Source organism: Biomaibacter acetigenes (assembly GCF_003691585.1).
Lineage (GTDB): Bacteria > Bacillota > Thermosediminibacteria > Thermosediminibacterales > Tepidanaerobacteraceae > Biomaibacter > Biomaibacter acetigenes.
This window is the reverse complement of the sequence record NZ_CP033169.1, coordinates 3,308,205-3,332,819: the sequence shown is the minus strand read 5'-3', so window position 1 is coordinate 3,332,819 and position 24,615 is coordinate 3,308,205. Positions and strand designations below refer to the sequence as shown.

General features: G+C 46.0%; 24 protein-coding genes and 1 pseudogene. 20 read left to right on the top strand and 5 right to left on the bottom strand.

What is annotated here, in order from left to right:
* The first annotated feature begins 85 nt into the window (after positions 1-85).
* Entirely contained in the window at positions 86-982 is an 897-nt protein-coding gene (locus tag D2962_RS16985; RefSeq protein WP_120766898.1) for a DMT family transporter, read from the top strand.
* A gap of 125 nt (positions 983-1,107) precedes the next feature.
* On the top strand, positions 1,108-2,484 hold the full coding sequence (locus D2962_RS16980) for a peptidoglycan DD-metalloendopeptidase family protein (RefSeq protein ID WP_162991280.1): 1,377 nt from the start codon (positions 1,108-1,110) through the stop codon (positions 2,482-2,484).
* A 44-nt stretch (positions 2,485-2,528) separates the two neighbouring features.
* On the opposite strand, the gene D2962_RS16975 is transcribed toward D2962_RS16980, so the two are convergent.
* Positions 2,529-2,978 carry a DUF441 domain-containing protein gene (locus tag D2962_RS16975; RefSeq protein WP_162991279.1) on the bottom strand — a complete coding sequence of 150 codons (450 nt, stop codon included), beginning with the start codon at positions 2,976-2,978 and terminating at the stop codon, positions 2,529-2,531.
* 153 nt (positions 2,979-3,131) lie between these two features.
* On the opposite strand from D2962_RS16975, the gene D2962_RS16970 reads away from it, so the two are divergent.
* From D2962_RS16970 to D2962_RS16960, 3 genes are read left to right on the top strand one after another with little or no spacing between them, the layout of a single operon-like run.
* Positions 3,132-4,184, top strand: coding sequence for an ABC transporter substrate-binding protein (locus D2962_RS16970; protein WP_122015663.1), 1,053 nt, complete (start codon positions 3,132-3,134; stop codon positions 4,182-4,184).
* Positions 4,185-4,195: 11 nt separating this feature from the next.
* The gene (locus D2962_RS16965) at positions 4,196-4,960 is read left to right on the top strand and encodes an ABC transporter permease (protein WP_120766901.1); all 765 of its coding nucleotides are present in this window, start codon (positions 4,196-4,198) and stop codon (positions 4,958-4,960) included.
* Between the two features lie 12 nt (positions 4,961-4,972).
* Positions 4,973-5,782 carry an ABC transporter ATP-binding protein gene (locus D2962_RS16960; protein WP_122015662.1) on the top strand — a complete coding sequence of 270 codons (810 nt, stop codon included), beginning with the start codon at positions 4,973-4,975 and terminating at the stop codon, positions 5,780-5,782.
* On the opposite strand, the gene D2962_RS16955 is transcribed toward D2962_RS16960, so the two are convergent.
* Positions 5,677-6,987, bottom strand: coding sequence for an MFS transporter (locus D2962_RS16955; RefSeq protein WP_122015661.1), 1,311 nt, complete (start codon positions 6,985-6,987; stop codon positions 5,677-5,679). The two genes, D2962_RS16960 and D2962_RS16955, sit on opposite strands and share 106 nt — an antisense overlap.
* An 85-nt stretch (positions 6,988-7,072) precedes the next feature.
* Here D2962_RS16955 and D2962_RS16950 point away from each other — a divergent pair, with 85 nt between their 5' ends.
* The 8 genes from D2962_RS16950 to D2962_RS16915 all read left to right on the top strand — a co-directional run bounded on the left by D2962_RS16950 (position 7,073) and on the right by D2962_RS16915 (position 15,086).
* The gene (locus D2962_RS16950; RefSeq protein WP_120766904.1) at positions 7,073-7,336 is read left to right on the top strand and encodes a YqhV family protein; all 264 of its coding nucleotides are present in this window, start codon (positions 7,073-7,075) and stop codon (positions 7,334-7,336) included.
* Between the two features lie 447 nt (positions 7,337-7,783).
* Positions 7,784-8,605 (top strand): peptidase MA family metallohydrolase, encoded by an 822-nt coding sequence (locus tag D2962_RS16945; RefSeq protein WP_120766905.1) that lies wholly within the window; start codon positions 7,784-7,786, stop codon positions 8,603-8,605.
* Positions 8,598-9,287, top strand: coding sequence for a response regulator YycF (yycF, locus tag D2962_RS16940; protein ID WP_122015660.1), 690 nt, complete (start codon positions 8,598-8,600; stop codon positions 9,285-9,287). Before D2962_RS16945 ends, yycF begins: the two co-directional genes overlap by 8 nt.
* Before the next feature lie 11 nt (positions 9,288-9,298).
* Positions 9,299-11,083, top strand: coding sequence for an ATP-binding protein (locus D2962_RS16935; protein WP_120766907.1), 1,785 nt, complete (start codon positions 9,299-9,301; stop codon positions 11,081-11,083).
* 108 nt (positions 11,084-11,191) lie between these two features.
* Positions 11,192-11,599: a hypothetical protein gene (locus D2962_RS16930; RefSeq protein ID WP_120766908.1), complete on the top strand. Its 408-nt coding sequence runs from the start codon at positions 11,192-11,194 to the stop codon at positions 11,597-11,599.
* A gap of 14 nt (positions 11,600-11,613) precedes the next feature.
* Positions 11,614-12,888 (top strand): YycH family regulatory protein, encoded by a 1,275-nt coding sequence (locus D2962_RS16925; RefSeq protein ID WP_122015659.1) that lies wholly within the window; start codon positions 11,614-11,616, stop codon positions 12,886-12,888.
* 6 nt (positions 12,889-12,894) lie between these two features.
* A complete protein-coding gene (gene yycI / locus D2962_RS16920) occupies positions 12,895-13,746 on the top strand; it encodes a two-component system regulatory protein YycI (protein ID WP_120766910.1) in 852 nt (283 codons plus the stop codon).
* 50 nt (positions 13,747-13,796) lie between these two features.
* Positions 13,797-15,086: a nickel-dependent lactate racemase family protein gene (locus tag D2962_RS16915; RefSeq protein WP_120766911.1), complete on the top strand. Its 1,290-nt coding sequence runs from the start codon at positions 13,797-13,799 to the stop codon at positions 15,084-15,086.
* Here the strand turns inward: D2962_RS16915 and D2962_RS19775 are convergent.
* Entirely contained in the window at positions 15,043-15,408 is a 366-nt protein-coding gene (locus D2962_RS19775; RefSeq protein ID WP_222927600.1) for an AbrB/MazE/SpoVT family DNA-binding domain-containing protein, read from the bottom strand. The two genes, D2962_RS16915 and D2962_RS19775, sit on opposite strands and share 44 nt — an antisense overlap.
* Before the next feature lie 383 nt (positions 15,409-15,791).
* Here D2962_RS19775 and D2962_RS16905 point away from each other — a divergent pair, with 383 nt between their 5' ends.
* The 4 genes from D2962_RS16905 to rlmH all read left to right on the top strand — a co-directional run bounded on the left by D2962_RS16905 (position 15,792) and on the right by rlmH (position 21,240).
* Positions 15,792-16,943, top strand: coding sequence for a DUF362 domain-containing protein (locus D2962_RS16905; protein ID WP_122015658.1), 1,152 nt, complete (start codon positions 15,792-15,794; stop codon positions 16,941-16,943).
* 414 nt (positions 16,944-17,357) lie between these two features.
* Complete coding sequence (locus tag D2962_RS16900) at positions 17,358-18,470, top strand: S1C family serine protease (RefSeq protein ID WP_122015657.1); 1,113 nt, start codon at positions 17,358-17,360, stop codon at positions 18,468-18,470.
* A gap of 102 nt (positions 18,471-18,572) precedes the next feature.
* Positions 18,573-20,657 carry a molybdopterin-containing oxidoreductase family protein gene (locus D2962_RS16895; RefSeq protein ID WP_162991278.1) on the top strand — a complete coding sequence of 695 codons (2,085 nt, stop codon included), beginning with the start codon at positions 18,573-18,575 and terminating at the stop codon, positions 20,655-20,657.
* 103 nt (positions 20,658-20,760) lie between these two features.
* A complete protein-coding gene (gene rlmH, locus D2962_RS16890) occupies positions 20,761-21,240 on the top strand; it encodes a 23S rRNA (pseudouridine(1915)-N(3))-methyltransferase RlmH (RefSeq protein WP_120766915.1) in 480 nt (159 codons plus the stop codon).
* Positions 21,241-21,628: 388 nt separating this feature from the next.
* Here rlmH and D2962_RS16885 read toward each other — a convergent pair whose 3' ends face one another.
* Both D2962_RS16885 and D2962_RS16880 read right to left on the bottom strand, forming a co-directional pair.
* Entirely contained in the window at positions 21,629-22,996 is a 1,368-nt protein-coding gene (locus D2962_RS16885) for a M56 family metallopeptidase (RefSeq protein ID WP_120766916.1), read from the bottom strand.
* Between the two features lie 7 nt (positions 22,997-23,003).
* Positions 23,004-23,372: a BlaI/MecI/CopY family transcriptional regulator gene (locus tag D2962_RS16880; protein WP_122015655.1), complete on the bottom strand. Its 369-nt coding sequence runs from the start codon at positions 23,370-23,372 to the stop codon at positions 23,004-23,006.
* A gap of 349 nt (positions 23,373-23,721) precedes the next feature.
* Between D2962_RS16880 and D2962_RS16875 the strand changes: the two genes are divergently transcribed.
* The 3 genes and pseudogenes from D2962_RS16875 to D2962_RS16865 all read left to right on the top strand — a co-directional run.
* Complete coding sequence (locus D2962_RS16875; protein ID WP_122015654.1) at positions 23,722-23,922, top strand: type II toxin-antitoxin system VapB family antitoxin; 201 nt, start codon at positions 23,722-23,724, stop codon at positions 23,920-23,922.
* Positions 23,923-24,324 (top strand): type II toxin-antitoxin system VapC family toxin, encoded by a 402-nt coding sequence (gene vapC, locus D2962_RS16870; RefSeq protein ID WP_122015653.1) that lies wholly within the window; start codon positions 23,923-23,925, stop codon positions 24,322-24,324. It begins immediately after the preceding gene.
* A gap of 18 nt (positions 24,325-24,342) precedes the next feature.
* A pseudogene (locus tag D2962_RS16865) lies at positions 24,343-24,534 on the top strand (EamA family transporter); the annotation flags it as partial.
* Positions 24,535-24,615: the final 81 nt, after the last annotated feature.

Sequence of the window (24,615 nt, the reverse complement as noted above, 5' to 3'; positions counted from 1 at the left end):
AAGTGAGAGGCCGGATGTGAAGCGTATGATGCTGAATAGTTGTATTGAGTTTAAAGTTGGAAAAGATTAGAAGGGAGCTGAGGAAATGAACCATTACAGAAAGGGCATTTTACTTACCGCCTTAGGCACCATTTTTTTCGGGACAAGCCCGGTCCTAACACGACTGGCTGAGGGTTTGCCGGTAGGCGAAATAGCTTTTTTCAGGATGCTTTTCGGGGCACTTTTCATTCTGGCTGCCTCCCGGGCAGCAGGAATAAGTCTTCCCCTGGAACGGCAGGATGTGCCTAAATTCCTCATCTATGGTTTGATCACATCCTTTCACTTTCTGTTCTATATAGGTTCGGTGATGTACACCACCATCGCCCATTCCCTGAGCCTTGTCTACACGGCGCCCATCATGATAACCGTGCTTACTGCGGCGTTACTAAAGGAAAGAATACCGGCTTACAAATACATAGGTATAATTATAGTAATATTGGGAATTATTATCTTAGCTGGGTTTGAACCGGTATTGACTCAAAAAATGATCCTGGGGGACATTATGGCCTTAGCTTCGGCACTGTGTCTTGCCCTTTACTCGGTGGCCGGGCGGAAAGAAAGAAACAATTACCCGCTCTTAAAATATGTATTCTGGGTGTATTTCCTGGCGGCGATGTTTTTGCTTCCCTGGTCTCTGCCGCAGTTTGTGTTGCCAGATACATTGAAACAGTGGGGGGCGCTGGTGCTGCTGGGGCTTTTGCCCACTACTCTGGGCCATACCCTTTACAATGCCGGGATAAGATATATTCACCCCACTTATGCCAACTTGATTTCCACCCAGGAGGTCACCGGGGGAGTTGTTCTGGGGCTTGTGATACTAGGGGAAGTCCCCAGCAAAAATTCCATCATTGGCATACTAATCATGTTTGTAGGGCTTTTTATGGTATTGATAGAAAAAAAACATCAATATAAATTACAATTCAGGAAGGAAAATCTATATTGACAGCGAATATAATATATTACAAATATGTTACAGAGATGTTACATTGATTTTACAAAATATATAAACCGGGGCTTTAGCGGGTCCGGGATAGAAAGATAAAAAACTTTTAAGAAAGGAGTGGGGGGATGAAGTTACCCAGACTAGGGGGGTTTTACTATTGGGGCAAGGTGGATAATAAAAAGAAAATCTTGATTGCAGCCCTGTGCTGTACGCTGGCCGTGTTTTCGCTTTTGACATATATATTGAACCGAAGCGTTTATGCGATCAGTGTGGATGGTAAAACCATAGGGAATGTAAGTGACAGCAAAATCATCGACAAAATAAAAGATGAACTTAGATTAAAGTATCAGGATAGGCTGGGGGCAGACATTGAGTTTATCCAGGATATCCAGGTTACCCCTGTAAGGGCGCTGGGTCAAAAAGTGGATACGGAGCAGGAACTGGTGGATAAACTCAACAAAGTGCTTTCGGTGCGGGTGAAAGCCGTTGCCATCGATATCGACGGGCAGCAGGTGGCATTGGTAAAGGATAAGGCCACCGCCGATGCGGTGCTTCAGGGAATCAAGGATTATTACGTAAATATGTCGCCGGGGGAACTGGTGAAAATAGAGGTGTCAAACAGCGTAAAACTTGTTGAAAAGTTCGTAAATCCGGACGAGATAATTACTGCAGAAGCCGCGAAGAACCTGATTCTAAAAGGCACTCTTGAGCTTGCGACATACAAGGTCAAGCAGGGAGATACACTCTGGACCATAGCTAAAGAACAGAACATGCCGCTGGATGACCTCATAAAGGCCAATCCACAGTTAAAGTCTGAAAATAAGCTGGCTCTGGGAGAAGTTATAAATCTTAAATCCATCAAACCTCTCCTTGATGTCACGGTTACAAAGAAAGTTACATACCAGGAGCCCTTAGCCTTTGAAACCCAGGTAGTGAAAGATGACACAATGTGGAAGTGGGACCAGAAGGTAAAACAGCCCGGTGAAAACGGCACAAAGGAAGTGGCCGCCCAGGTTGTCTATAAAAACGGCATCAAGGTTGGCCAGGAGGTCCTTAGCGAAAAGGTGCTGAAAGAGCCTGTAACCCGAATAGTGGCCCGGGGCACCAGGGCTGAGGTGGCATTCAGGGGCAGCGGCAGGTTCCTGTGGCCATCGGTAGGTAAAATAACATCACCCTTTGGACGCAGGGGCAGGGAATTCCACACCGGCATAGATGTGGCCGCTGACAGGGGAACTCCCATCAGGGCTTCCAACAGCGGCACGGTAACTTTTGCCGGTCGTAAGGGGAGCTATGGAAACCTTGTGATAATCAACCACGGCGGGGGTTTTGAAACTTATTACGCCCATGCCAGTTCGATTTTGGTATCGGTGGGCGATAAGGTGGAAAAGGGCCAGCAGATTGCCACCGTAGGAACTACTGGAAGGACTACGGGGCCTCATGTGCACTTTGAGGTGCGGCTCAATGGCAATCCCCAAAATCCGCTGAGCTATCTAAATAAATAGTTTAAAGTTGCAAAATTTGCGAGGAAGGATACAATCCTTCCTCTTTATATTTTTTTAATGAGATTTATTATAAAGGCCGCTAGGCCTGCTGCCACCAGGGGCCCCGTGGGGATTCCTCTAAAAAAAGCCGTCCCTACAATCGAACCCATGAGGAGCCCTATCATGACACCGGGAAAACCCTGCATGAGGTCGATGCCGCCTCTGGCCATGACCGCCGAAGCTATGCCCACCAGAAAGGACACAAGGCCTTCCAGAGTGAAGATACTGCTGTAAACATCCCGAGCGCATATTGTTCCGGTGCCCAGAGGCATGAGCACTCCTATCACCAGCAGTATTACACCCACGTCAAGGATTATATTCTGAGATGAAGTAGACTCCGGTAGTATATCCAGAAGAGAAAATATTATGAGTACTCCTGCAGAGATGTATATGAGCCGGTTCTTGCTTAAAATACCCAGCACCAGGATTAAAAACAGCAGTGAATAGGATTTCAAGCCCAACGCCCCCTATGAGATGTGTAAGGTGAGAGGCGAGATGTGGGATTACAATTCATTCTCTATAATGTTATTTAAATAAATCAAAAATATTCACCGTTACATGTCCCAAAAAATATTATGGTATAGATTGAATTTTTAGGAGGGGATAGAATGTTGTCAATCAGAAAAAATGTTGTTGCGGTGGTGCTGCTTTTTTGTCTTCTGGCGGCTGCTTGCCTTTCGGGGTGCTCCGCAAAGGACAATAGCGCTAAAGCAGCTCCCGCAGGTGAATCCCGGCAAGTAATCCGGGTAGCCAGGCAGTTTGGCCTGGTTTATGCGCCCTTGATGGTGGCCGAGAAAAAGGATTATTTTTCAAAATACGGCCTTCAGGTGGAGTGGAAGACCCTGGGTTCTGGAGGAGCTGTACGGGAAGCCATGGCGGCCAATGAACTGGATGTAGCCTTCATGGGCATACCCCCGTACCTAATAGGCTGGGATAAAGGTCTGCCTGCCAAGATTGCTGCAGGATATGTGGTTTCACCGGTTTCGCTGGTAACTCATGACCCGAGTATAAAGACCATAAAGGATTTCAAGCCGGAACACAAGATTGCACTGCCATCCCCGGGAAGCATTCAGCACATCCTGCTGGCCATGGCGTTGGAAAAAGAAACCGGCAATCCCAATGCCTTTGATGACAATCTTGTGGCCCTTCCCCATCCGGATGGCTGCCAGGCCATGCTTGCTAAAAAAGATGTTGCAGCACACTTTACCACACCTCCGTATCTTTTTGAGGAACTTTCCCAGCCCGGATACCACGTGGTGCTGGACGGATTTGAAGCCTTCGGGGGAGATTTCAACTTCAATGTAGCGCTGGTCACGAAGGATTATCATGACAAACATCCAGAAGGTTATGCGGCCTTTGTGATGGGGCTAAATGATGCCATGAACTGGGTAAATGAACACAAGGAAGAAACTGCCGAACTTCTGGCTCCTGACTTCAAGATAAGCAAGGAAAAGCTGCTGGAATACCTCAAGGCCGATGGTATGAACTATACTACGGCTCCTTATGGCCTCATGGGGTTTGCTGAGTTCATGAAAAAAGCGGGTTACATATCCAAAGTACCGGAAAAATTATCGGACATCGCATGGGAAAACATACTGGCACAGATCGGCAGGAGAGAAGGGAAACCTTCGGTATTGGAAGAAATACAGCAGTCAAAATAGGAGGGAGAAAGTTGCGGGAATTGCTGTCCAAGGTGGCTTTTATCATTGCCCTCACCTTTGTCTGGGAACTGATGAGAGAAACCTGTCATTACTCCGAGCTCTTGCTTCCGGGCATTGCAAGCATAGGTGAAGCCCTGTGGACCGAAAGGTGGGAGATACTGGGCAAGACCGTATTTTCGTTAAAAATAATAGCAATGGGCCTATCGACGGCGGTAACCCTGGCCGCAATAGGCACTTTTATTTCCATGAGCGGTAAAATGTTTTCGGAAATTATGACCGATTTTATGGCCATCATGCACCCCCTGCCCGGAATTGCCATCCTTCCTGTAGCCATTCTCTGGTTCGGCATAGGCATAAAGGCCATTCTTTTCGTCATAATTTTTTCTGCGGTATGGCCCCTCATTAATCATTTTTACACCGGTTTTCGCTCCATACCTGCCAATCAACTGGAAGTGGGGAGGAACCTGGGATTGTCGGGGGTAAAGCTTGCCCTTCTGGTGATGCTTCCAGCATCCTTCCCCCATATTCTGGGAGGGCTTCGCACCGGCTGGGCCCGGGCCTGGCAGGCATCGGTGGCGGCGGAGCTGGTATTCGGTGCTGCGGGAGGAGAAGGAGGCCTTGGATGGTTTTTATACAAGAAAAGGTTTATGATGGAAACCCCCGGGGTTTTTGCTGGTATGGTGGTCATAATATTGATAGGTATAGCGGTGGAATACCTGATATTTGCCGGCATCGAAAAAAGGACAGTCAAAAAATGGAAAACCATCGTGGATTAGGGAGGCTTTAAAGTGAGCGCCATTCTGAATGTTTCGGGCATCACCAAGATATATGAATCGGGCAAAAAAAAGGTGCTTGGGGTGGAGAAGGTCAGCTTTTCCGTTAAGGAAGGAGAATTCGTGAGCATCATAGGACCGTCGGGCTGCGGGAAGTCCACGCTGCTCAGATGTATAGCGGGCTTTGAGAAGGTAAACTGCGGTCAGGTGCTGCTGGGAGGGGAAAAGGTGACAAAACCGGGCCCCGACCGCTTTATGATATTCCAGGGTCTTGATCAGCTTTTTCCCTGGCTTACGGTGGAGGAAAACATCATATTTGCCATGAAGGCTGTAGGAAAAGCAACAAAAGGCGTCGACCCTGTCGAGGAAACCAGGCATTATCTGGAACTGGTGGGACTTTTGGGACACGGTGGATGCTACCCTTACCAGCTTTCCGGCGGCATGAAGCAGCGGGCTTCCATAGCCCGGGCGCTCTCGGTAAAGCCGCAGATTCTCTTAATGGATGAACCCTTCGGCAGCCTGGACGCCTTTAGCCGTCGGACCATGCACCACATGGTTTTAAAAGTTTGGGAGAAGACGGGGGTTACCGTAATCTTTGTCACCCATGATATTGAGGAAGCCATTGACCTCTCCGACCGCATTCTGGTCTTTTCTCCCGCCAGGCTCAAAGCCGATGTGGCAAATCCCCTGCCCAGGCCCCGGGAACGCAACCAACCATCCTACCGCAGCTTTCTCCTGAAGATAAGCGGCCTTCTGGAAGGGGATTTCAAGACGGATTCCGCTTTTAAAGGCGTATCGGCACCGGAAGCCACCTTGGCCTTTTGATTTTCCTCCGAAGTTAAAATCTTTTTCTGGTTTATAAGTGTCACCGACAGGATCAGTGCCAGCACCGAGACGGCTCCGGCTAGAGAAACCACCGGTACCGTGCCGAATCTTTCGGAAAGGCCGTAGAGGGGAGGGCCTATGGCCACACCGAAAAAGCGCAGGCTGCCGTAAAGGCATGTTATGATGCCCCGCCTTTTGGTGCTGCAGGACCCAGTAACAAGGGTGTTTACCGGTGTCATCACAAGTCCCACGCCGGTGCCCAGGAGGCAGAGGGCCAGGAACGTTACCCACATGCCGCGGGCGAATATGAAAAGACCCTGAGCTGCCGCGATAAGAACCAGCCCTCCCGAAATAAAGGCTTTTAGACCTTTATTTTTTATTTTTGGGAGGATGATTCCAAGTAAGAACGACAGAGCTGCCATGATGAATACCGGCCCTGCCATGATAAGGCCCTTTTTTAATCCAAAGATGCCAAATCTTTTCTCCAGAATGTCCGAGTAAAGAGACAGGATTCCGAAAAGGGAAAAAAGCGCCACCATGCCGGCATTGAAGCTGGACAAAAGCCCCGGGGCTTTTTGCCTGAAGATATGCTTTACCGCCGTCAAATAATCCGAAAAGGCCTGTTTTTTAAATTCTGCCTTTTCTTTAACAAATAGAAAAAGAGCGATGCCTGTAGGGATGGCCAGAAATCCGTAAGCAAAAAACGGAAAAAACCATGTGACCAGAGCAAAGGCAGTCCCCAGTACCGGGCTTACCACCTTGCCCAGGCCGTTGGAAGCTTCCAGAAGCCCCAGGGCGAACACCCGCTCCCGGGACTTGAAGGTATCTCCCACTATGGCCATGGCCAGTTGATATGTGCCCCCAGCGCCGATGCCCTGGACAATCCTTCCGGCCAGAATCCCCCAGAAGGGCGACCTCATGGCCATGGACGAGATACCCGCAACTATGCCGCCCAGCCCGTAGAGCACCAGTGCCGGGGCCATCACCTTCCTGCGGCCTATCTGGTCTGAAAGTATGCCGGCAAAGGGAATGGTGAGCCCCGCGGGTACCGAAAAGGCGGTTATCAAAAGTCCCACCTGAAATTGATTGATGCCTACGGCTTTTTTTATTTGTGGCAGTACCGGAATGAGCATGGAATTGCCCAGCACCATGATAAAAGGCACCAGGCAGAGAAGTGCTACCTGTAATTTCGAACCCTTTTTCAAACATCACATCTCCTTTTTGTGCATATATTTAAAATGTCCAGGAGTTTGAATCCATATTCAGTGGCCGGGAGAAAGGGGGACTTTCATGGATCCGTATCTCATATCCATGGCGGCAATGAGGTTTATTTCATCTCTTATAGAATTTTGCGCTGCCCTTTTATTTTTACATTCAAAAGAAGTGGAGACGGCTCTCCGAATAAATGCACTGCTGGGGCTGGTGGGGCCTGTAATCTTTGCCGGGGTAAGCTTCCTGGGTATATGCGCCATGGCGGGCAAGGTATCTATGGCAAAGCTTATCATAATTTTTACAGGAGTTATACTCGTACTTATCGGTACTTCTTCTAAATAATGTCGATATAACCAGAAATTTGTAATATATTTGTAATATAACCGTTACAATTTCTTAATAATAATCAATTATAATAATACTCGAAAGCAGTCAGCAACAACAAAACGATCCCCCCTTTGAAAGGCGGCAAATTGCCGCTTTTTTTTATAATGCGTAGGAAAGCAAAAATATTCCTTAATAAATGGCTTTCCGTGACGCATTTCAAAAAATCAACCGCATTGATAACTCGGGCTTTATGCCCGAGGATTTCGATTCAAAGATTTTTTAAAATGCGTAGGAAAGCAAAAATATTCCTTAATAAATGGCTTTCCGTGACGCATTTCAAAAAATCAACCGCATTGATAACTCGGGCTTTATGCCCGAGGATTTCGATTCAAAGATTTTTTATTATTTACCAGTGAAATTCCTTTTTAAATCTTATATAATTATAAGGGGGGAGGGAGAAACATGAGAAGGAAGACTATTCTCCTGGCGACGGTGGCGCTTTTACTCCTGCTGTCGGTCACAGGAGTTTATTTTTACAAAGAAATAAATATATACGGCTTTAAATTGAAAGGTTTTGATTCCCTGGTTACACCGCATTTTAACATATTGTTTTTGTCCCAGGACCGGGATGAAGTTGAGGTGGTGGCTAAAGCTGCGGAAAAGACCTATGCAAAAGTGGGGAAAGACTTTAATTTTTTCCCGGAGGATAGGATTCCCATAGTGATATATCCCGACAGTGAAAGCCTCCAGCAGGCATTCAACTGGCCGGCGGATGAGAGCACCCAGGGCGTGTACTACCGGGGTTTTATATATATCCAGGCTCCGGGGGCATGGATTGACGATACCCGGAAACTGGAAGACATATTCTTTAAAAAAGGTCCCATGGTACATGAATATACCCATCTCGTGGTCGACAGGCTAACCGGCGGAAACTATACCCGCTGGTTTACCGAGGGGGTAGCCCAGTATGAGGAAGAAAGGCTCACGGGATATACCCTGGCTCAGGATTTTGATATTGATAAAAGTGAATTATATTCCATAAATGACATTATTCATAAGTTTGATGAACTGCCCGATGTGCCCAGGGCTTATATAGAAGCCCTTGATATGACAAAAATTATGGCGGGAAAGGGCGGCATCGGGGAAATCAGAAATATCCTTTCCCTGTTAAAGGACGGGGCTTCGGCGGATGAGATTTTCCTTCAAAGGGCAGGAAAAACACCCCTTGAAGGAAAAACTCATCTTGTGACGAATATTATTAATGGGGGTGATCATTTTGAATGAAAAAGTGCTCGTGGTAGACGATGAAAAGCCTATCGTGGATATATTAAAATATAACCTCACCAAAGAAGGATATAACGTCCTGGTGGCATACGACGGTGAAGAAGCCATAAAAGTGGCCGAAAGCGCAAGTCCCGACCTGGTGTTGCTGGATATCATGCTACCTAAAATAGACGGTTTTTCGGTATGCAAAAAGCTCAGGGAAAAGATGACATGTCCCATTATCATGCTAACAGCTAAGGGTGAAGAAGTAGACAAAGTTCTGGGCCTGGAGCTGGGAGCCGATGACTATGTAACAAAACCCTTCAGCATGAGGGAACTCATGGCAAGGGTCAAGGCCAATCTCAGGAGGACTGTGTTGGCAGACCCCGCGGGAGAACAGAATGTCATAAAAGTAAGGGACCTGGAACTGGACCTGAAAAGCTATCAACTCAAGAAAAACGGAGTCCCTCTGGAGCTCACCTTCAGGGAATTTGAACTAATAAAATTCCTGGCCACCCAGGCTGGACAGGTGTTTTCCAGGGAAAAACTGCTGGAGGAGGTTTGGGGTTACGAATATTACGGTGATATCCGCACTGTGGATGTAACCGTCAGAAGGCTTCGGGAAAAGGTGGAAGACGATGCGGCAAATCCCACTTACATATTGACCAAGCGGGGCATCGGATACTATTTTCCGAAGCAATAGGAGGCTGTCAGGTGTTTAGAAGCATCCAGTGGAAATTAGTATCCATATATATACTCCTCATACTGCTGGCCATGGAAGTAGTTGGAGTATATCTGGTCCAGTCCATAGAAAAATATCATGTGAATAAACTGTCCGATGACCTTGACATAAAGGCCCAGCTCATGTCTGACCTGGTAAAGAGGTATCTGTACCCCATTCCCAGTGAGCAGGGAATAGACGACCTTATAAAGCTCGGACAGCAGGCCGGCACCGAAATCAATTACATCGTCATCCTTGACGAGACTGCCAGTATCATAACATCCAACGATGAGACAAAATTTCAGAAAGGCGTAAAATTGCTGACCCCTGAAATAACTCAGGCCACTTTTGGAAGTGAAGCCATGGACATCCGGGAAGATCCCAGAAGTAAAATCCGCTACATGTACCTGGCCTATCCAGTAAAAAACGGATCCCGGGTCGTGGGCATCATTTATCTCATTTCATCCATGGAAAATATCTACAAAACCATAAGCAACACCAAAGCAATTTTGTTTGTAGCCACTCTTCTAGCCCTTATGATTACCGGCATCCTGGGGTATGCCCTTTCAAAAACCATTACCGGCCCTATCCAGGAAGTCACCAGAAACGCCGCCCTCATGGCCCAGGGAAATTTTGACCGCAAAATTCAGGTGAGGTCCAATGATGAAATCGGAAAACTTACCGGTATGTTCAACTTCCTGACAACACGTCTGAAAGAGACCATGGAAGAGATTTCCGACGAAAAGGAAAAGATGGAAGCCATTCTCACTAACATGGCCGATGGCGTAATCGCTCTAAACAGTAAGGGCGAGGTAATACACATAAATCCGGCTGCCCGGCAGATGCTGTCACTGGATAAGGACCCCACAGGAGAAAACTTCGAACCGGCCTTAAAAGAGCTTTTCAAAATAAATTTGGAAGAATTTCTTGGCGAAGATTGCAGAGCCCGGGAAGTGCTGGTGAAAAAGGGTGAAGCAGTACTGAAATCCATCATAGCCCCCCTGAAGCGGGAAAGCCGTGTCATCGGTCTCATACTGGTGCTGCAGGACATAACCAGGCAATTCAGCCTGGAAAACATGCGCAAGGAATTCGTGGCCAACGTATCCCATGAACTCAGGACACCACTTACCACCATAAAAAGCTATGCCGAAACCCTTCTGGACGGAGCCATGGATGAACCTTCCATAGCGCGCCAATTTATGAGTGTGGTCTACAATGAGGCCGAGCGCATGACAAGGCTTGTGAACGACCTTCTGGAGCTTTCCCGCCTTGACAATAAAGAAACCAGGTGGGATAAAAAACCAATTTCACCCTCGGGTATTTTAAAGGATGTTATCTCCAAAATGCTTGTAAACATCAAGAAGAAAAACCTGGCCCTGGAAACGGACATACTCCAACATTCACCGGATATTTTTGCCGACAGGGACAAGATAGAACAGGTATTTCAAAATATCCTGAGCAATGCCATAAAATACACTCCGGAGGGCGGTAAGATTTTTATCAGGCTGGACTCTATAGAAGACAGGGTGAGAATAATCTTCGGCGACACCGGTATAGGCATTCCTAAAGAGGACCTCCCCCGGCTGTTTGAGAGGTTCTACCGTGTGGATAAAACCCGCTCCCGGGAACTGGGAGGAACGGGTCTGGGCCTTTCCATAGCAAAGGAAATAGTCGAAGCCCATGATGGCATCATCACCATAGACAGCGAACTGGGCCATGGCACGCAGGTAACAATACTCCTGCCGGCAGTAGCAGACAGTAAAGTTTCAAATATGTAATTCATTTTTAATCGGTATGTAATATGTTTGTAATATTTATCATTTAAACTAAGTAATAGAAAGAGGGGCATTTTTTACAACGGATTCCAGAGAAAAGGGAGAGCAAAAATGAAAAGATTATTGTTTGTCTTTATAACTGCTGTAATTTTTATAATTTTTTCTCCCTCGGCCAAAGCCGCATCTTATGAATCACTTCTAATTTTAAACGAGCCGAAGGACAACCTGATGACAACCTCCGATTCCATTGTGGTTTCCGGGGAAACCCTTCCGGACGCCAGCATTTCTGTTCTTGTCAACGGAAGTTCAAAGGCCCGGCTTTCCGTAGGCGCGGCTGGTATTTTCCTGATCCAGGTGCCCCTTTCCGGAAAGGAAAATATCATTACCGTGAGGGCTGTATTTCCCTCGGGCACTAAAGAGACGGTATCCCGGAGAGTATATAAAATAGACAGCGGCTCTGAATGGCCTGAACTTGACTCTCTCATACAGACCATAAGAACCTTCCTCATTTTAAAATAAAAGGCGGTGCCGCCATGACAAGGGATTATGTCCTGGGATGGATTCTTATCTTAATGGTAGGCATTAGCCTTTTCCTTTCTTTTGCCATATGGTCCAGGATTCCCGGGGAACAGTCGGCCGAGAAAAAAGTCCAGGAAGAAAAAAGAGTGGACATGGCTACGGTGGCAAGTCCGGGAAAAATTCTGGTCCATCTTGGTAATGCCTCTCATACGCTTTTTACACCATCTTCTTCCTTTTATGATAAAGCCTGGAATTATTCTAAAAAAGCTATATCTGCCATATGGGTCGGAGCAAAAGCGATGCCCGTTGATGTAGGGGCTGATTTTTTTGAACAAAAAGCGGGCCTTGAAATTGTATTCCCCAATCCGCTGCCGGTTCCTTTTGTTAAAAGGCTTTTTAACATAGAAGCCGGAGATGAAGTAAATTTTAACAATATAATGCTTAGTTCATACAGTCTGGTAGAAGACGGAGGAATGTGGGCATACCTGAAAGACAGCGATGGTCGGTATTACAGGATAAATAAGAGTGGGGATTCGGTGGAACTGTCAGCCCTTTTAAAAGAGGTATCGGAGTCTAATCCGCCGCTTTTTGCTGCCATTCCGCCTGGCAGTGTAAATCTCAAAATCTCCAGAGGGATATATGTGCCCCTTCTGCCTCATGACCTGCCCCAATATGGTGTAAAACATGAGAAGGTTATAAATGACCGGCTGGCGGCCAGATTTTTTGCGGACTTTTCTGTTGCCAGGAAGATTGAAGAAAGGGATGGAGCGGTAATATACACCGATGGGCAGAGAGCTCTTCGCATCTACCATGACGGTACTCTTGAGTACAGTTTCCCCGGCGTAAAGGAGCAAAAAAAGAATGTTTCCTTTTATGATGCCCTCAAGACTGCTGTAGATTTTATAAGTATTCATGGCGGCTGGCCCCAGGGAGCTTTTCTGTCATCATATGATATTTCCAGTGGTCTTAACGGGACATCATATAACTTCAAATTTGGTATCAGGATAAATGGCTATCCTGTTGTCAGTGAAAAGGAATATCTATCGGTGACGGTGGATGGAAGCCAGGTGAAAAGTTTTTATAGAAATATGGCCATTGCCGATAAACCCGGCCAGATTAGAGAAATGATTTCTCCCATAAAAGCTATGGACATAGCCGTATCCACCAAGAACATAAAAAGTGTGGAAGATATTTATCCTGCGTATGTCATGGACAGCGGCGAATATATACCCACCTGGGTAATAAAGTCCCAGGGCCACGATATATTAATACGCAATTTTTCGGAGTGATTTTATTTGGACTGGCGCAGAGCTGCAATGATCCTCATTTCTTCTTTTATTGTGCTGAACATAATACTGGCAGTAAACCTGTGGGTAAGGGAGAGACCTGCGGGAGAGTTCACACTGACTCAATACCAGCAGCAGGAGATTGAGGACCAGCTGTCCCAAAAAGGGATTAAGCTCGAGGTAAAGATACCGGAAAAAAGCCTGCCGCAGGCTTTTCTGGAGGTAGGATATAAAAAGGTTGACCGGCAAAAAATCCTCGAAAACTTCCTCGGTGAAGGTGTCAAACCCCGGGTTGAGCAAATCCAGGGCGGCACGAGCTATACAATAGATAGCCGTCAGCTTATCATAATGGACAACGGAATAATAACTTATTTCAATAAAAAGGAAGAAAATGCCCTCGCAAGCCTTTCCAGGCAGGAGGCGGAAGCCATGGCCACGGATTTTATGAAAAGCCACGGCGGACTCCCTCAGGAAGCCGTTCTGAACAGCATTACTTATGATGCCAAGACAAAAAGTTATTTGATTGAATATGTGAGAAACTATGACGGCTTTTTTGTGGCCAACAGTTACATTGATATCCTGGTATCTCCCTCCGGAGTGAAAAACTACTACCAGAGCTGGCTGAATATTTATGGTTACAAGGGCAAGAAGAGGGCGGTCATTTCTCCTTTTACCGCTATCATGAGGGTGGCCAGCGAGAAAAAAAATGCGGATTCCATGGTTATCACCGGGATAAAGCAGGGTTTTTACTCTAAATTTTATGATGCCGAGCGGTGGCAGGCAGCCCCTGTGTGGAAGATAGGCCTCAAGAACGGTGATGTGTATTATGTAAATGCATATACCGGAGAACTGGAGCAGTAAATTCGAAGTTTGAGGTTCGATAAATATTCAATATTGGAGTTGGAGGAACCATGCTTACATTCAACTTAAAATACGGTAAAAGTGAAGTAAAACTCGACATCGATGAGAAAAATGTGATGGGGGTGCTGGAAGGAAAAAAGATTGAGGCGGTGCCCGATGAAAAACAAGCGGTGATAGATGCCATGAAAGCCCCCATAGGTGTACCGAAGCTGGATGAGATAGTGAGACCCAGAGAAAAGATCGCCATCGTCGCCAGCGACATCACCCGCAGTGTGAAAAGTCAGGTGGTGGTGCCGCTTATTATTTCGGAACTGAACAGGTGCGGCATTGCCTATCAGGATATGGCGATAGTTGTGGCTACCGGCACTCACCGGGGCCATACTATGGAGGAACATGAATATTTATTTGGAAAGGATGTAGTTTCCCGCATAAAGGTAGTCGACCATAATTCCCGGGATGAAAAATGCCTCACATTTATAGGAAACACTTCCCGGGGGACACCGGTATATATAAATAAAATGGTGGCTGAAGCAGATAAGGTGATTTTAACCGGTGGCATAGTGTACCATTCCATGGCGGGATTTGGCGGCGGTAGAAAGAGCATATGCCCGGGGGTTTGCGGCTTTAATACCATCCAGAAAAATCACAAGTTAATGCTCAATCCCATTGAAAAAGGCGGGGGCATAGACCCCCGGGTAGGCCTGGGGCAAGTCCAGGAAAACCCGATGGCTGCCGATATGGCCGAGATTGCGGACATGGTGAAGCCCGACTTTCTTGTAAATGTGATCCTGAATGATGACGGGGAAATGGTGAAGGTAGTGGCAGGGGATTATAAACTGGCTTTCGAGGAGGGCTGCAGTTTTGCCAGGGAGGCTTTTAGCGTTGACGTAAAAGAACCTGCCGATGCGCTCATCCTTTCCTGCGGTGGCTTTCCCAAGGACATTGATTTATACCAGGCTACCAAGGCCATTGAAAACGCCATGTATGTGGTAAGGGATGGGGGTGTGGTGGTTCTGCTGGCCGAGTGCCCTGACGGCATAGGCCATGAAGGATTTTACCATCTCATAACCGATTTTAGAACCAGGCGGAAGCGGGAGGAATCCCTCTGGGAAGAATTCACCATAGCCAAGGCGGTGGGATATATACTGACCCTGGGCATGGAGCATTTCGATGTGGTGCTGGTGTCGAAAATGCAGGAAAAGATGGTCCGGGATATGGGCATGATTCCGGCGTCGAGCCTCGATGAAGCCCTGGGCATCGTGAAATATAAACTGGGGGATGATTTTAAGGCCTATATTATACCCCACGCATCCACCACTGTGCCGTTCCTTGAAAAATAATATCGAAATATTTCCCGGGAAATAGAAAAAAGTAAATCAAAAAGGGTCGCAATTTGCGGCCCTTTTTTCCTCCAGCCTTTATTAATGAAGAAGCTCTAAGTTCATCGATATAGTTCGGATTATTATCCGGCAATATACCCGATGTTTCTTTGAGAACTTTCTCCCAATTTTTTTTAGTGGTCTTCTTAATGGGCTCTATTATGATTTTATCACCCACAAGATGGAGTAATAGTACATCACCTTGCTTAATAGAAATCTTTTCTCGTATATCTATAGGTAATACAATCTGACCTTTACTGGAAACCTTTACAGTAGTAATCATATTTTTCACCTTGAGTAAGAATGTTCTTACGTAAAATATAATCATTATATTAAATAACAGTCAATATAGCCGGTTGAAAAGTTGTAGCATGATAGAATATTTATAAAAAAGGATTTTAAGATTAAAGTGTAGAATAAAACAGTATCTTTGTGAAATGGCAATCGTTACTAATTTCAATGAAAAGTAGGTGACAAATGTTTTACGGTATTTATGGGAAGCTTAAAAAGAGGTATCGGGGTAAAGGGGCCTTGATAGATGAGATCTTCAAAAACTAGGGAGAATCAAATTACATAAAATCCGAGGTAAGGGGAAATTTTATATTAGTCAGGGGGAACCTCACCTTTTAACTTTATATTTTACATCATAACAAGGAGGATATCTGCGTGAAAAGTAAAATCTATTTTGCCGATGCAAGGGTAAAAAGCTATGATTATAAGTACAGCTTTGTAGCGAAGTTTGAACAGATACTGCAGATGATAGACTTTAAGGCTTTTATTCAGAAAAATGATTATGTGGCCATAAAAACTCATTTGGGCTCCTATGGCGCCCACCGTATTGTCCGGCCCATATTTCTCAAAAAAGTGGTAGACCGGGTGAAAGAGGCAGGGGGCAGGCCTTTTGTAACCGATACCGTCAGGATTCCGGGGCTGGAATACCTCGATGTGGCTAACATGGAGGGTATAAACCACCTTTCGGTGGGGGCTCCGGTGATTCTGGCCGACGGCATATTCGGACGGGACCAGATAAAGGTGAAGAGCGGTCCCATTTTGAAGGAAATCGGGGTGGCATCGGCCATATATTATGCTCCTGCCATGATAGTGGTTTCCCACTGTAAAGGCCATATAGGTGCCGGTTACGGCGGTGCCATCAAGAACCTGGGCATGGGAGGCATAAGCTGTAAAGACCATCACGGTGAGGCTGAACGGGGAAGGATCCACTTTGAACAGAACAAGCACCTGGAATGGCTGGAAGCAAAATGCATCCGCTGCGGCCAGTGTGTGGATGTGTGTCCCCATGGAGCCATCAAATTAATAGATGACAGCATCGTCATAGACAAGTCCATCTGCGTGAAGTGCGCCCGCTGTTCCAGAGTGTGTGAGCAAAAGGCCCTGGTGGTGCCCATCACCGAGGAGGGATTTCAAAAAGGTCTTGCGGAATCGGCCTATGCCGTGGTATCAACCTTCGAAAAGGGAAGGATACTGTACATAAACTTCATCACCGAAGTGCAGCCCGAATGTGACTGCATGCCCGTGGCAGATACCCCTTTAGTGCAGGACCAGGGTGTCATGGTTTCCCATGACATCGTGGCCATTGACCAGGCTACCATTGACATGATAAATGGAGCGGAACCCCTGCCTCAATCCAAGGCGGCGGATAAAAATGTGAAAAAGGGTGACAATATATTAAAGGCCGTGACCGGCAAGGACGCCCAGCTTCACATAGACGCCGCCTATGAACTGGGTATGGGCAACAAGGAATATGAATTAATAACCATCACGGAAAAGGATATCCCCGAAGGCGAGGAAGGGCACTAATTTAAAAATTTGAAGCATGTCAATTGCCGCCGCAATTTTTTTGCGACGGCTTTTTTATATGGTATGAAGGCTGTTTTAGAGGTTTCAATATTTTCAATAATTCCTAGACCGTGTCTGAAACATCATCCACCGCACACATAGGCTTTAAAGCATTACTAATATCATTTGCAAAACGTTTAGCCTCAAATATTAAATTATTTCTCTTTTCCTTTCTTCCATTATACAACATCTGTTTTCGATTAAATGTACATGAATCCGGCCTTCTTTATATATCAAGTGTTACATCGTGTCCTGGATAAAAAGGATAAAAAAGATAAAAAGGGTAACAATTATAATGTATAAGGTTTTTATCAAATCCAGAATAAGCATCTCTAGATTTAATAAACAATCCAAAAATAACGGCAGGTGTTTAAGATGCAAAATGAAAAAGGTTCCGGAAAGTCATCATCTGATTTCAGAAAAATCCTTATGGTAGCCGTCCTCTGTTCCCTCATAGGAGCGCTGGCTGCTACCATTATTACTACATCCATGCTATACGGCAGGCAGCCTGCAGCAGATAAAACTCCCCCCCAAACCCCGAAAGTAGTTCAAAATCGGGAACAGCCTATTCCCACTATCGCCCGGGAAGTGACCCCGGCGGTGGTGGGCATCGCCACGGTCAGCATCGATTATGACTTTTTTTACCGCCCTATTAGAACTGAAGCGGTAGGTTCAGGAATCATCGTAAATAATGGGGGATATATCATAACCAATGACCATGTGGTGGGCGGTGCCGATGAAATAACGGTTTTCCTGTATGATGGAAGGAAGTATAAGGCAAAGAGGCTTTATACCGACCCCGCCCTGGACCTGGCTGTGATCAAAATAAATGCCCCGAACCTGGTGGCCGCAAGGCTGGGGGACTCGGATAAAGTGGTGGTGGGAGACCTGGCGGTGGCCATAGGCAATCCCCTGGGCCTTTCTCTGCAGAGGACTGTCACTGCGGGGATCATTAGCGCTCTCAACCGCATGGTTATGGTAAGAGACCGCCGGGGAGAAGTGCTGATGCAGGACTTAATCCAGACCGATGCTTCTATAAATCCCGGCAACAGCGGCGGCCCTCTGGTAAACGGCAGCGGTGAGATCATTGGGATAAATACCATAAAAGCTTCCCAGGCTGAGGCCATAGGGTTTTCCATCCCCATAAATATTGCAAAACCCATAGTAAACAGCATCCTGGAAAAGGGAAGGTTCGACAAACCCTACCTGGGCATCGACGGCATTGACAGGGACATGGCAAAGCTCATGAACGTGAGGGTAAATGTTGACAGCGGCATATATGTGGCGGATGTGGAAAAAAATAGTCCGGCGGATATGGCGGGTATAAGGAAAGGTGATGTCATAATAAAATTTGCGGGTATCAGGGTCGACTCTATGGCAAAATTGAGGCAGGTAATGTATAATCTTGATATAGACAGGAAATACACCGTCGAAATACTGCGCAGAGGAGTACGGCAGGAAAAGACTATATTGCTGAAGAAGGGTTAATGTCACGGTGTCACGGTGACGGTTCTCTTGACACAAATAATTTTTTTTCTCTTAAGAACCGTCCTCATGACACACCTGACACAAGAATCGGGAGGGGAGAAAATGGAAGTTTACCGCACCGCATGTCCCAGGGACTGCCTTGACAGCTGCAGCATGCTGGTCCATATGGACAATGGCAAAATTGTGAAGGTTCAGGGCGACCCCGCCCATCCTCCCACGGGGGGATTTCTTTGCCCCAAGGGCAACTCCTATTTGGAATACATTTATCATCCGGAACGGCTAAGATACCCCGTGATTAAAAAGAAAGGGGAGTTTACCAGGGTCTCCTGGGATGAAGCCCTGGATTTTGTAGTCCAAAAAATCCGTAAGGCCATTGACGAATACGGGCCTCTATCCATATTTCACAACTATGACAGCGGATCGGAGCTTTTAACCAAAAACCTGGATGTAAGGTTCTTTAATGCTTTAGGCGGCAGCACCCGAGTTTCCGGTTCCCTGTGCTGGGGCGGAGGTATCGCCGCCCAGACCTACGATTTCGGAGGACTTCTTCAAAATGACATTGAGGACCTGGTAAATGCGAAAGGGATTGTGCTCTGGGGAAGGAATGTGGGAGACACCAATTCCCACGCGATGCCCTTCATAAGAAAAGCCCTTTCCCGGGGAGGAAAGCTTGCTGTTATAAATCCCCTTAAAACCGGCCTTGACGGGCAAGCGGACCTTGTACTGAGGCCCCGGCCCGGCACCGACGGAGCCCTGGCTCTTGGCGCCGCTCGATTTCTTATAAAGCATGGGCTTATCGACAGGGATTTTGTACAAAATCATACCTTCGGCTTTGAAGAGTTCTGCCGGGCTGTGGAAGAATTTACACCCGATAGGGTGCGGAACATTGCCGGCATAGAAGAGGAGCAGATAAAAGCTCTGGCGCTGTTTTACGGCAAGGACACCCCTGTCACCACTCTGCTGGGCTACGGCTTGCAAAGGTACAGCGGCGGAGGAAATGCCATCAGAGCTATAGACGCCCTGGCGGCGGTGACGGGAAATATCGGAAAGCCCGGAGCGGGAGTGTCTTACGGCCACCAGATGCACTGGCCGATAGGAGCCCATGTGGCAGGGCCGGAACTGGCGAAAGTGCGGCGGTATTTTGATAGGACGAACCTTGCCCGGGAAATTCTGGACGCCCAAAATCCCCCCATAAAAGTGGCCTTCATCACCCGCTCCAATCCCATGAACATGAACCCCGACACCTCGGTCATGAAAAGGGCTTTAGACTCCATTGAGACTCTGGTTGTTATAGACCTCTTTATGACCGACACCGCTAAAGAAGCCGATGTGGTGCTACCCTGTACCAGCTTCTTTGAAGAGGAAAATTTAAAAGCCAACTCCTGGAGCCCATGGATTTTTTACTGTCCCAAAATCATCGAACCCGTGGGCGAATGCAGGCCCGATCAGGAGATATTCCTGGAGCTGGCAAAAAGGCTGGGCCTGGAGGATTTTCAGGATAGGACCCGGGAAAACCTCCTAAAATGGGCGGCAGAGCCCATAAAGCAACAGTTCGGCGTAAGCCTCGATGACCTCAAAAAAGGTCCGGTAAAAAACCCGAAAATTCCACCGGTGGCATGGTCGGACAAAAAATTTATGACCCCTTCCGGTAAGTTCGAATTTTACTCGCAGAAGGCGGCGTCGGACGGCCAACCCCCGGTGGCGGCGTACATACCGCCGGCTCACGAGAGAATTAAAGGCGGCCACGATACCCGGGAGGCTGGCGGTATGGTGGATAAAATAACAGGTCATCCGGGGGAAGCCCTGGCATTTGATTCCGGATTGAGGAATCTGCCTTATTATTTTATAACCCCCCACTCCCGCTTCCGGATTCATTCCCAGTTCCAGTATCTTTCGAAGATAAAGGCCCTGCATCCCCATCCTGTGGCACTGATGCACCCCGAAGAGGCTGCGGCCCTGGGCCTTGAGGAGGGCGAACCGGTGGAGATATACAACGAGCGCGGCGCTATCCGGGCAAGACTTACGCTGGAGCCCCGGATGCGGCGGGATGTGGTGGCGGTAGAGTCGGGCTGGAATATGGCAAGCGGCGCCTGCGTCAACTTCCTCACTTCTCCCGTCACCACGGAGATGGGCCAAAGCGCCGCCTTTTACGACTGCAGGGTGGGGGTAAGAAGGATCGGCTTATGATGCAGACCCTTTCACCTGTTGATATGCTGTAAATGGCACCAGCAAAGTCTTTTGATTCCATTACCTTTTAGTGATATGCGATTTCATTGAAGGGGATTCATCATTGAATATCATTATACTGGCTGTAGGAAAACTGAAAGAAAAATACATAAAAGACGGCATAAAGGAGTATGAAAAGCGCCTCAAGCCTTACTGCCGTTTAGACATCATAGAGGTGGCCGAAGAAAAAGCCCCCGAAACGTTAAGCGATTCGGAAAAGCTACAGGTGCTGGAAAAAGAGGGAAAGCGAATCCTGGAAAAGTTAAACCCCTCAAGCTTTGTTATACCCCTTTGCATCGAAGGCGAGCAGTATTCCTCCGAGCAGATGGCCCAAAAGATGAGCAGCCTCATGGTCTCCGGCACCTCCCATATTACCTTTATCATAGGCGGTTCCCTGGGCCTTTCCGATGAAGTAAAGGCCCGGGGCCACCTGAAGCTTTCCTTTTCGGCCTTCACCTTCCCCCACCAGCTCATGCGCCTGATACTCGTAGAGCAGATCTACCGGTGGTTCAAGATAATGCGGGGGGAGCCGTATCACCGTTAACTCAAATGCTTGCTGCTGTAGAGGGGAAGATAAAGCAAAACTGCAAGAGTATGGGAATTCCTATTCCTTTCAGTGATTTGACTTCGAATAAAAAACGCTTGTAATAAGCAAGTTTGGCGCCGTGAAGAAATATGTTATGGATGCTGTCAGAAAGAAAATTTATGAGCTAATCTGAAATTGCATTGAACGATGTTGGGAACCTAAACAGATTTCTTATTTTATCTTTAATTTAAAAAACCAATAAAAAGAGTGTAACCCTTTAATTGATATTTGATTATATCAATTAGAGTATACACTTTTAAAGCTTTAAACAATCTCGAAAAAAATAAACCAGGTATTCATTTATTTCATTTATTGAATATTATTATTTTTATCCATTCTTTGACCATTAGTTTTTATCATCAGTGAAATATTCAACTCGTCCCGATCCAATTTTAAATTTTCCAATAACGGTTTTACCGTCTTTATCATAAAGGGGTATCATTCTTGGTCCAAGATTGTTTTGAGCTACGGCTTCCTCCGGTGTGCGCGGAGAAGGGAAAGGATCCAGGTCCGAGGACCGAACATACCCATGTGTTCCATCTATACCTATAGCTGCAACCAAATCCGGTTCCTCTCCTACGATGTCGGCATACGCGTTCGAACCATATGTTTCACCATATTCATTTACTTGATATTGATAATTTGGAATTTCTTTGGGTTTTGGCAAAACAGATTCACTGCTGCCTTTGATTTCGGCAGACGTCCCCATGGCACCTGCCGAAATAGCACCTAATGATACGATTGCCAGTGTCATTGCGATGGCAACCATGCGTACCCATTTTTTGCTCTTTGAGCCTTCATCTTTCAGTATCATATCGACCCTCCTTTCCAGTTGTTTCCGCCTGCCGCTGAATGCGGAAAATAATTTGGCGTTCTGGTCCGCAACGTTCCAGAGCACACTCAGCATCAACTCACAATACCGCCTCCTTTCCCGATTGCTCATGGATTTGACAACACTTTCGTCACAGGAAAGTTCGCAAAAGTGGTCAATGTCGAATCTTGCCGCATAGGCTATAGGGTTGAACCAATGTATCGCGTTGATAAAAAGCATCAGATATTTCAACAATGCATCACGGCGTTTCCAGTGGGTCAGTTCATGAAGAAAAACGCATTGCAATTCGTCCGCAGAAAGTTTAATATCCGGCAAGACAATTCGGGGCTTAAAGATGCCGTACAGAAAGGGTGTTGTTATGCAGGGCGAGATGTATACGGGGATTTGTTTTGTTATGCCCATTTGTTGTTTACACCTGGAAAGTACCTCCAAAATCTGCATATCATCAGTCAAACGGCACATTCTGAAAATGCGGCGGTTCAGATTATAGTTCTGGACAAGAATTACAACCATGAATATCAGAGTTCCGGCCATCAGGAGATAGGGTAAAAGTTCAGGGTAAACGGAGGCTCCTGCATGGCTTTTTTGCCGTGGTATTGCTATACCGCTGGCAGCGAGATTTAGAGCGGTGAGTGGGTTTAATCCCGCGATAGAGGGCAGTTGGAAGCCTTTATCGGGCATCTTTATAAAGCTCAGATCAAGCCATGACATCCACCGGTGATACGGCAGCAGGAAAAACATATATACAGCTATATTGGTGTAATAATGCCAGGCAGCAGTAAAGTATTTGAGAGTTACCGCACTCAAAAGTTTCAGAATCAGGTATATTCCTCCGGCTACAAACGACATGATAAAGAGCTGGCTGTAAATGTTAATCATCATAAGCCACCTACTCTTTCAAACGTTTCATAATGCTTTCAATGTCTTCCTTCGTCAAATCGCCACTGTCACACAGCGCAGTTATAAAGCCCAAAATGGAGCCTTTATGAACATCATTAATAAATTGTTTTATTTCAAAATTCCGGTATTCCTGTTCCGTCACACAAGGCTCGTAATAATTGGCTTTTCCTATCCTGGTTGCCTTGAGTATCCCTTTTTTCATCAAACGGGCCAAAAAAGTAATCACTGTATTTTGCTTCCATGATTTTCCCTCAGGTAAATGCCGGATGATTTCCGAAGTTGTCACCGGGCGCCCGGCTTTCCAAATGTACTCCATAATCTGTTTTTCCGCCTCGGATATCCGTTGCAATTTTTTCATAAAAATCCCCTTTTTAATCTACATTATGTAGTTTATTTTATTCTACACTGTGTCGATGAATACGTCAATAGAGTTTTTAAAAAATCAATATAATATATAATAATAGATTTTTGAAGATGGGCTATATCGGTATTAATTATCTCAAGATTATTTTTATAGAGAGCATCGCTCATAAAAAAATTCAGTACATAAACCGATAAGGCGAAAATGATGAAAAAACCTATAATGAACTTATATCTTTCATCAGAAACGGTGAATATGCGGACGAATACTTCATGGTAAGGCATAAGTTGTAATATTGCATATTTACTATTTGCATGTTAAAATACACATACGGAGGTGTATGGCTATGCGCACAAATATCGACATTGATGAAAAATTGCTCCATGAGGCTTTTAAATATTTAAAGGTCAAAACAAAAAAAGAACTCGTAAATACTGCATTAAAAGAATTTATAGAGAATCATAAACGGAAAAACTTGATGGAGCTGAAAGGGAAGATAGCTTTTAGAGAAGATTATGATCACAAAAAAATGAGGGAAGGTGTTTAAGTGGTCCTTGTAGATACCTCGGTCCTCATTTCATATTTTAAAGGAATCAACAATAAATCCACGGAAAAATTCCAGTATATCCTTTCTAACAATATCCCTTTTGGTATCAATAATTTTATTTATCAGGAGTTGCTGCAGGGCGCCGCGTCAGAGAAGGATTTTAATAAATTAAAAGAGTATCTTGATACACAAAGATTTTATGAGTTGCGCCATGGGAAAAAATCTTATGAAGAAGCGGCGAGAATGTATTTTAGATGCAGGAAAGCAGGAATAACGGTGCGAAGTACTATTGACCTATTGATTGCCCAAACGGCCATAGAAAATGATCTATTGTTGTTGCACAACGACAGAGATTTTTATAATATTGCCGATGTCATAAAAGAATTAAAGCTATATGAGTGATTTAACTGTGATAAATGATTGATGTATGCGGTTACGGTGCTGTTGTTCGTTATCGCCAACAAGCTCACCACAGCAGCCAATGCCATTCTTCTTCAGTATACGGCGCCCATATATGTAGCGCTGTTTAGTTTTGCCATCTTAAAGGAAAAGGTGACGGCGGTGGACTGGGGAACAATAGCTGCGGTGGTGGGAGGAATGAAGGGATTTTACAAAAGGAAGTCGGGCGGGAAGTGAAGAAGCGGAGTCGTTTTAAAAAATGCTTGTTTAAAAACACGACGCCACAGGCGCTCA

Excerpts from the sequence above, each read along its gene's own strand:
- D2962_RS16985 (WP_120766898.1), top strand. The coding sequence starts at position 86 with ATGAACCATTACAGAAAGGGCATTTTACTTACCGCCTTAGGCACCATT.
- D2962_RS16980 (WP_162991280.1), top strand. The coding sequence starts at position 1,108 with ATGAAGTTACCCAGACTAGGGGGGTTTTACTATTGGGGCAAGGTGGAT.
- D2962_RS16970 (WP_122015663.1), top strand. The coding sequence starts at position 3,132 with ATGTTGTCAATCAGAAAAAATGTTGTTGCGGTGGTGCTGCTTTTTTGT.
- D2962_RS16950 (WP_120766904.1), top strand. The coding sequence starts at position 7,073 with ATGGATCCGTATCTCATATCCATGGCGGCAATGAGGTTTATTTCATCT.
- D2962_RS16945 (WP_120766905.1), top strand. The coding sequence starts at position 7,784 with ATGAGAAGGAAGACTATTCTCCTGGCGACGGTGGCGCTTTTACTCCTG.
- D2962_RS16930 (WP_120766908.1), top strand. The coding sequence starts at position 11,192 with ATGAAAAGATTATTGTTTGTCTTTATAACTGCTGTAATTTTTATAATT.
- D2962_RS16925 (WP_122015659.1), top strand. The coding sequence starts at position 11,614 with ATGACAAGGGATTATGTCCTGGGATGGATTCTTATCTTAATGGTAGGC.
- D2962_RS16915 (WP_120766911.1), top strand. The coding sequence starts at position 13,797 with ATGCTTACATTCAACTTAAAATACGGTAAAAGTGAAGTAAAACTCGAC.
- D2962_RS19775 (WP_222927600.1), bottom strand. The coding sequence starts at position 15,408 with ATGATTACTACTGTAAAGGTTTCCAGTAAAGGTCAGATTGTATTACCT.
- D2962_RS16900 (WP_122015657.1), top strand. The coding sequence starts at position 17,358 with ATGCAAAATGAAAAAGGTTCCGGAAAGTCATCATCTGATTTCAGAAAA.
- D2962_RS16895 (WP_162991278.1), top strand. The coding sequence starts at position 18,573 with ATGGAAGTTTACCGCACCGCATGTCCCAGGGACTGCCTTGACAGCTGC.
- D2962_RS16885 (WP_120766916.1), bottom strand. The coding sequence starts at position 22,996 with ATGATGATTAACATTTACAGCCAGCTCTTTATCATGTCGTTTGTAGCC.
- D2962_RS16880 (WP_122015655.1), bottom strand. The coding sequence starts at position 23,372 with ATGAAAAAATTGCAACGGATATCCGAGGCGGAAAAACAGATTATGGAG.
- D2962_RS16875 (WP_122015654.1), top strand. The coding sequence starts at position 23,722 with ATGCGCACAAATATCGACATTGATGAAAAATTGCTCCATGAGGCTTTT.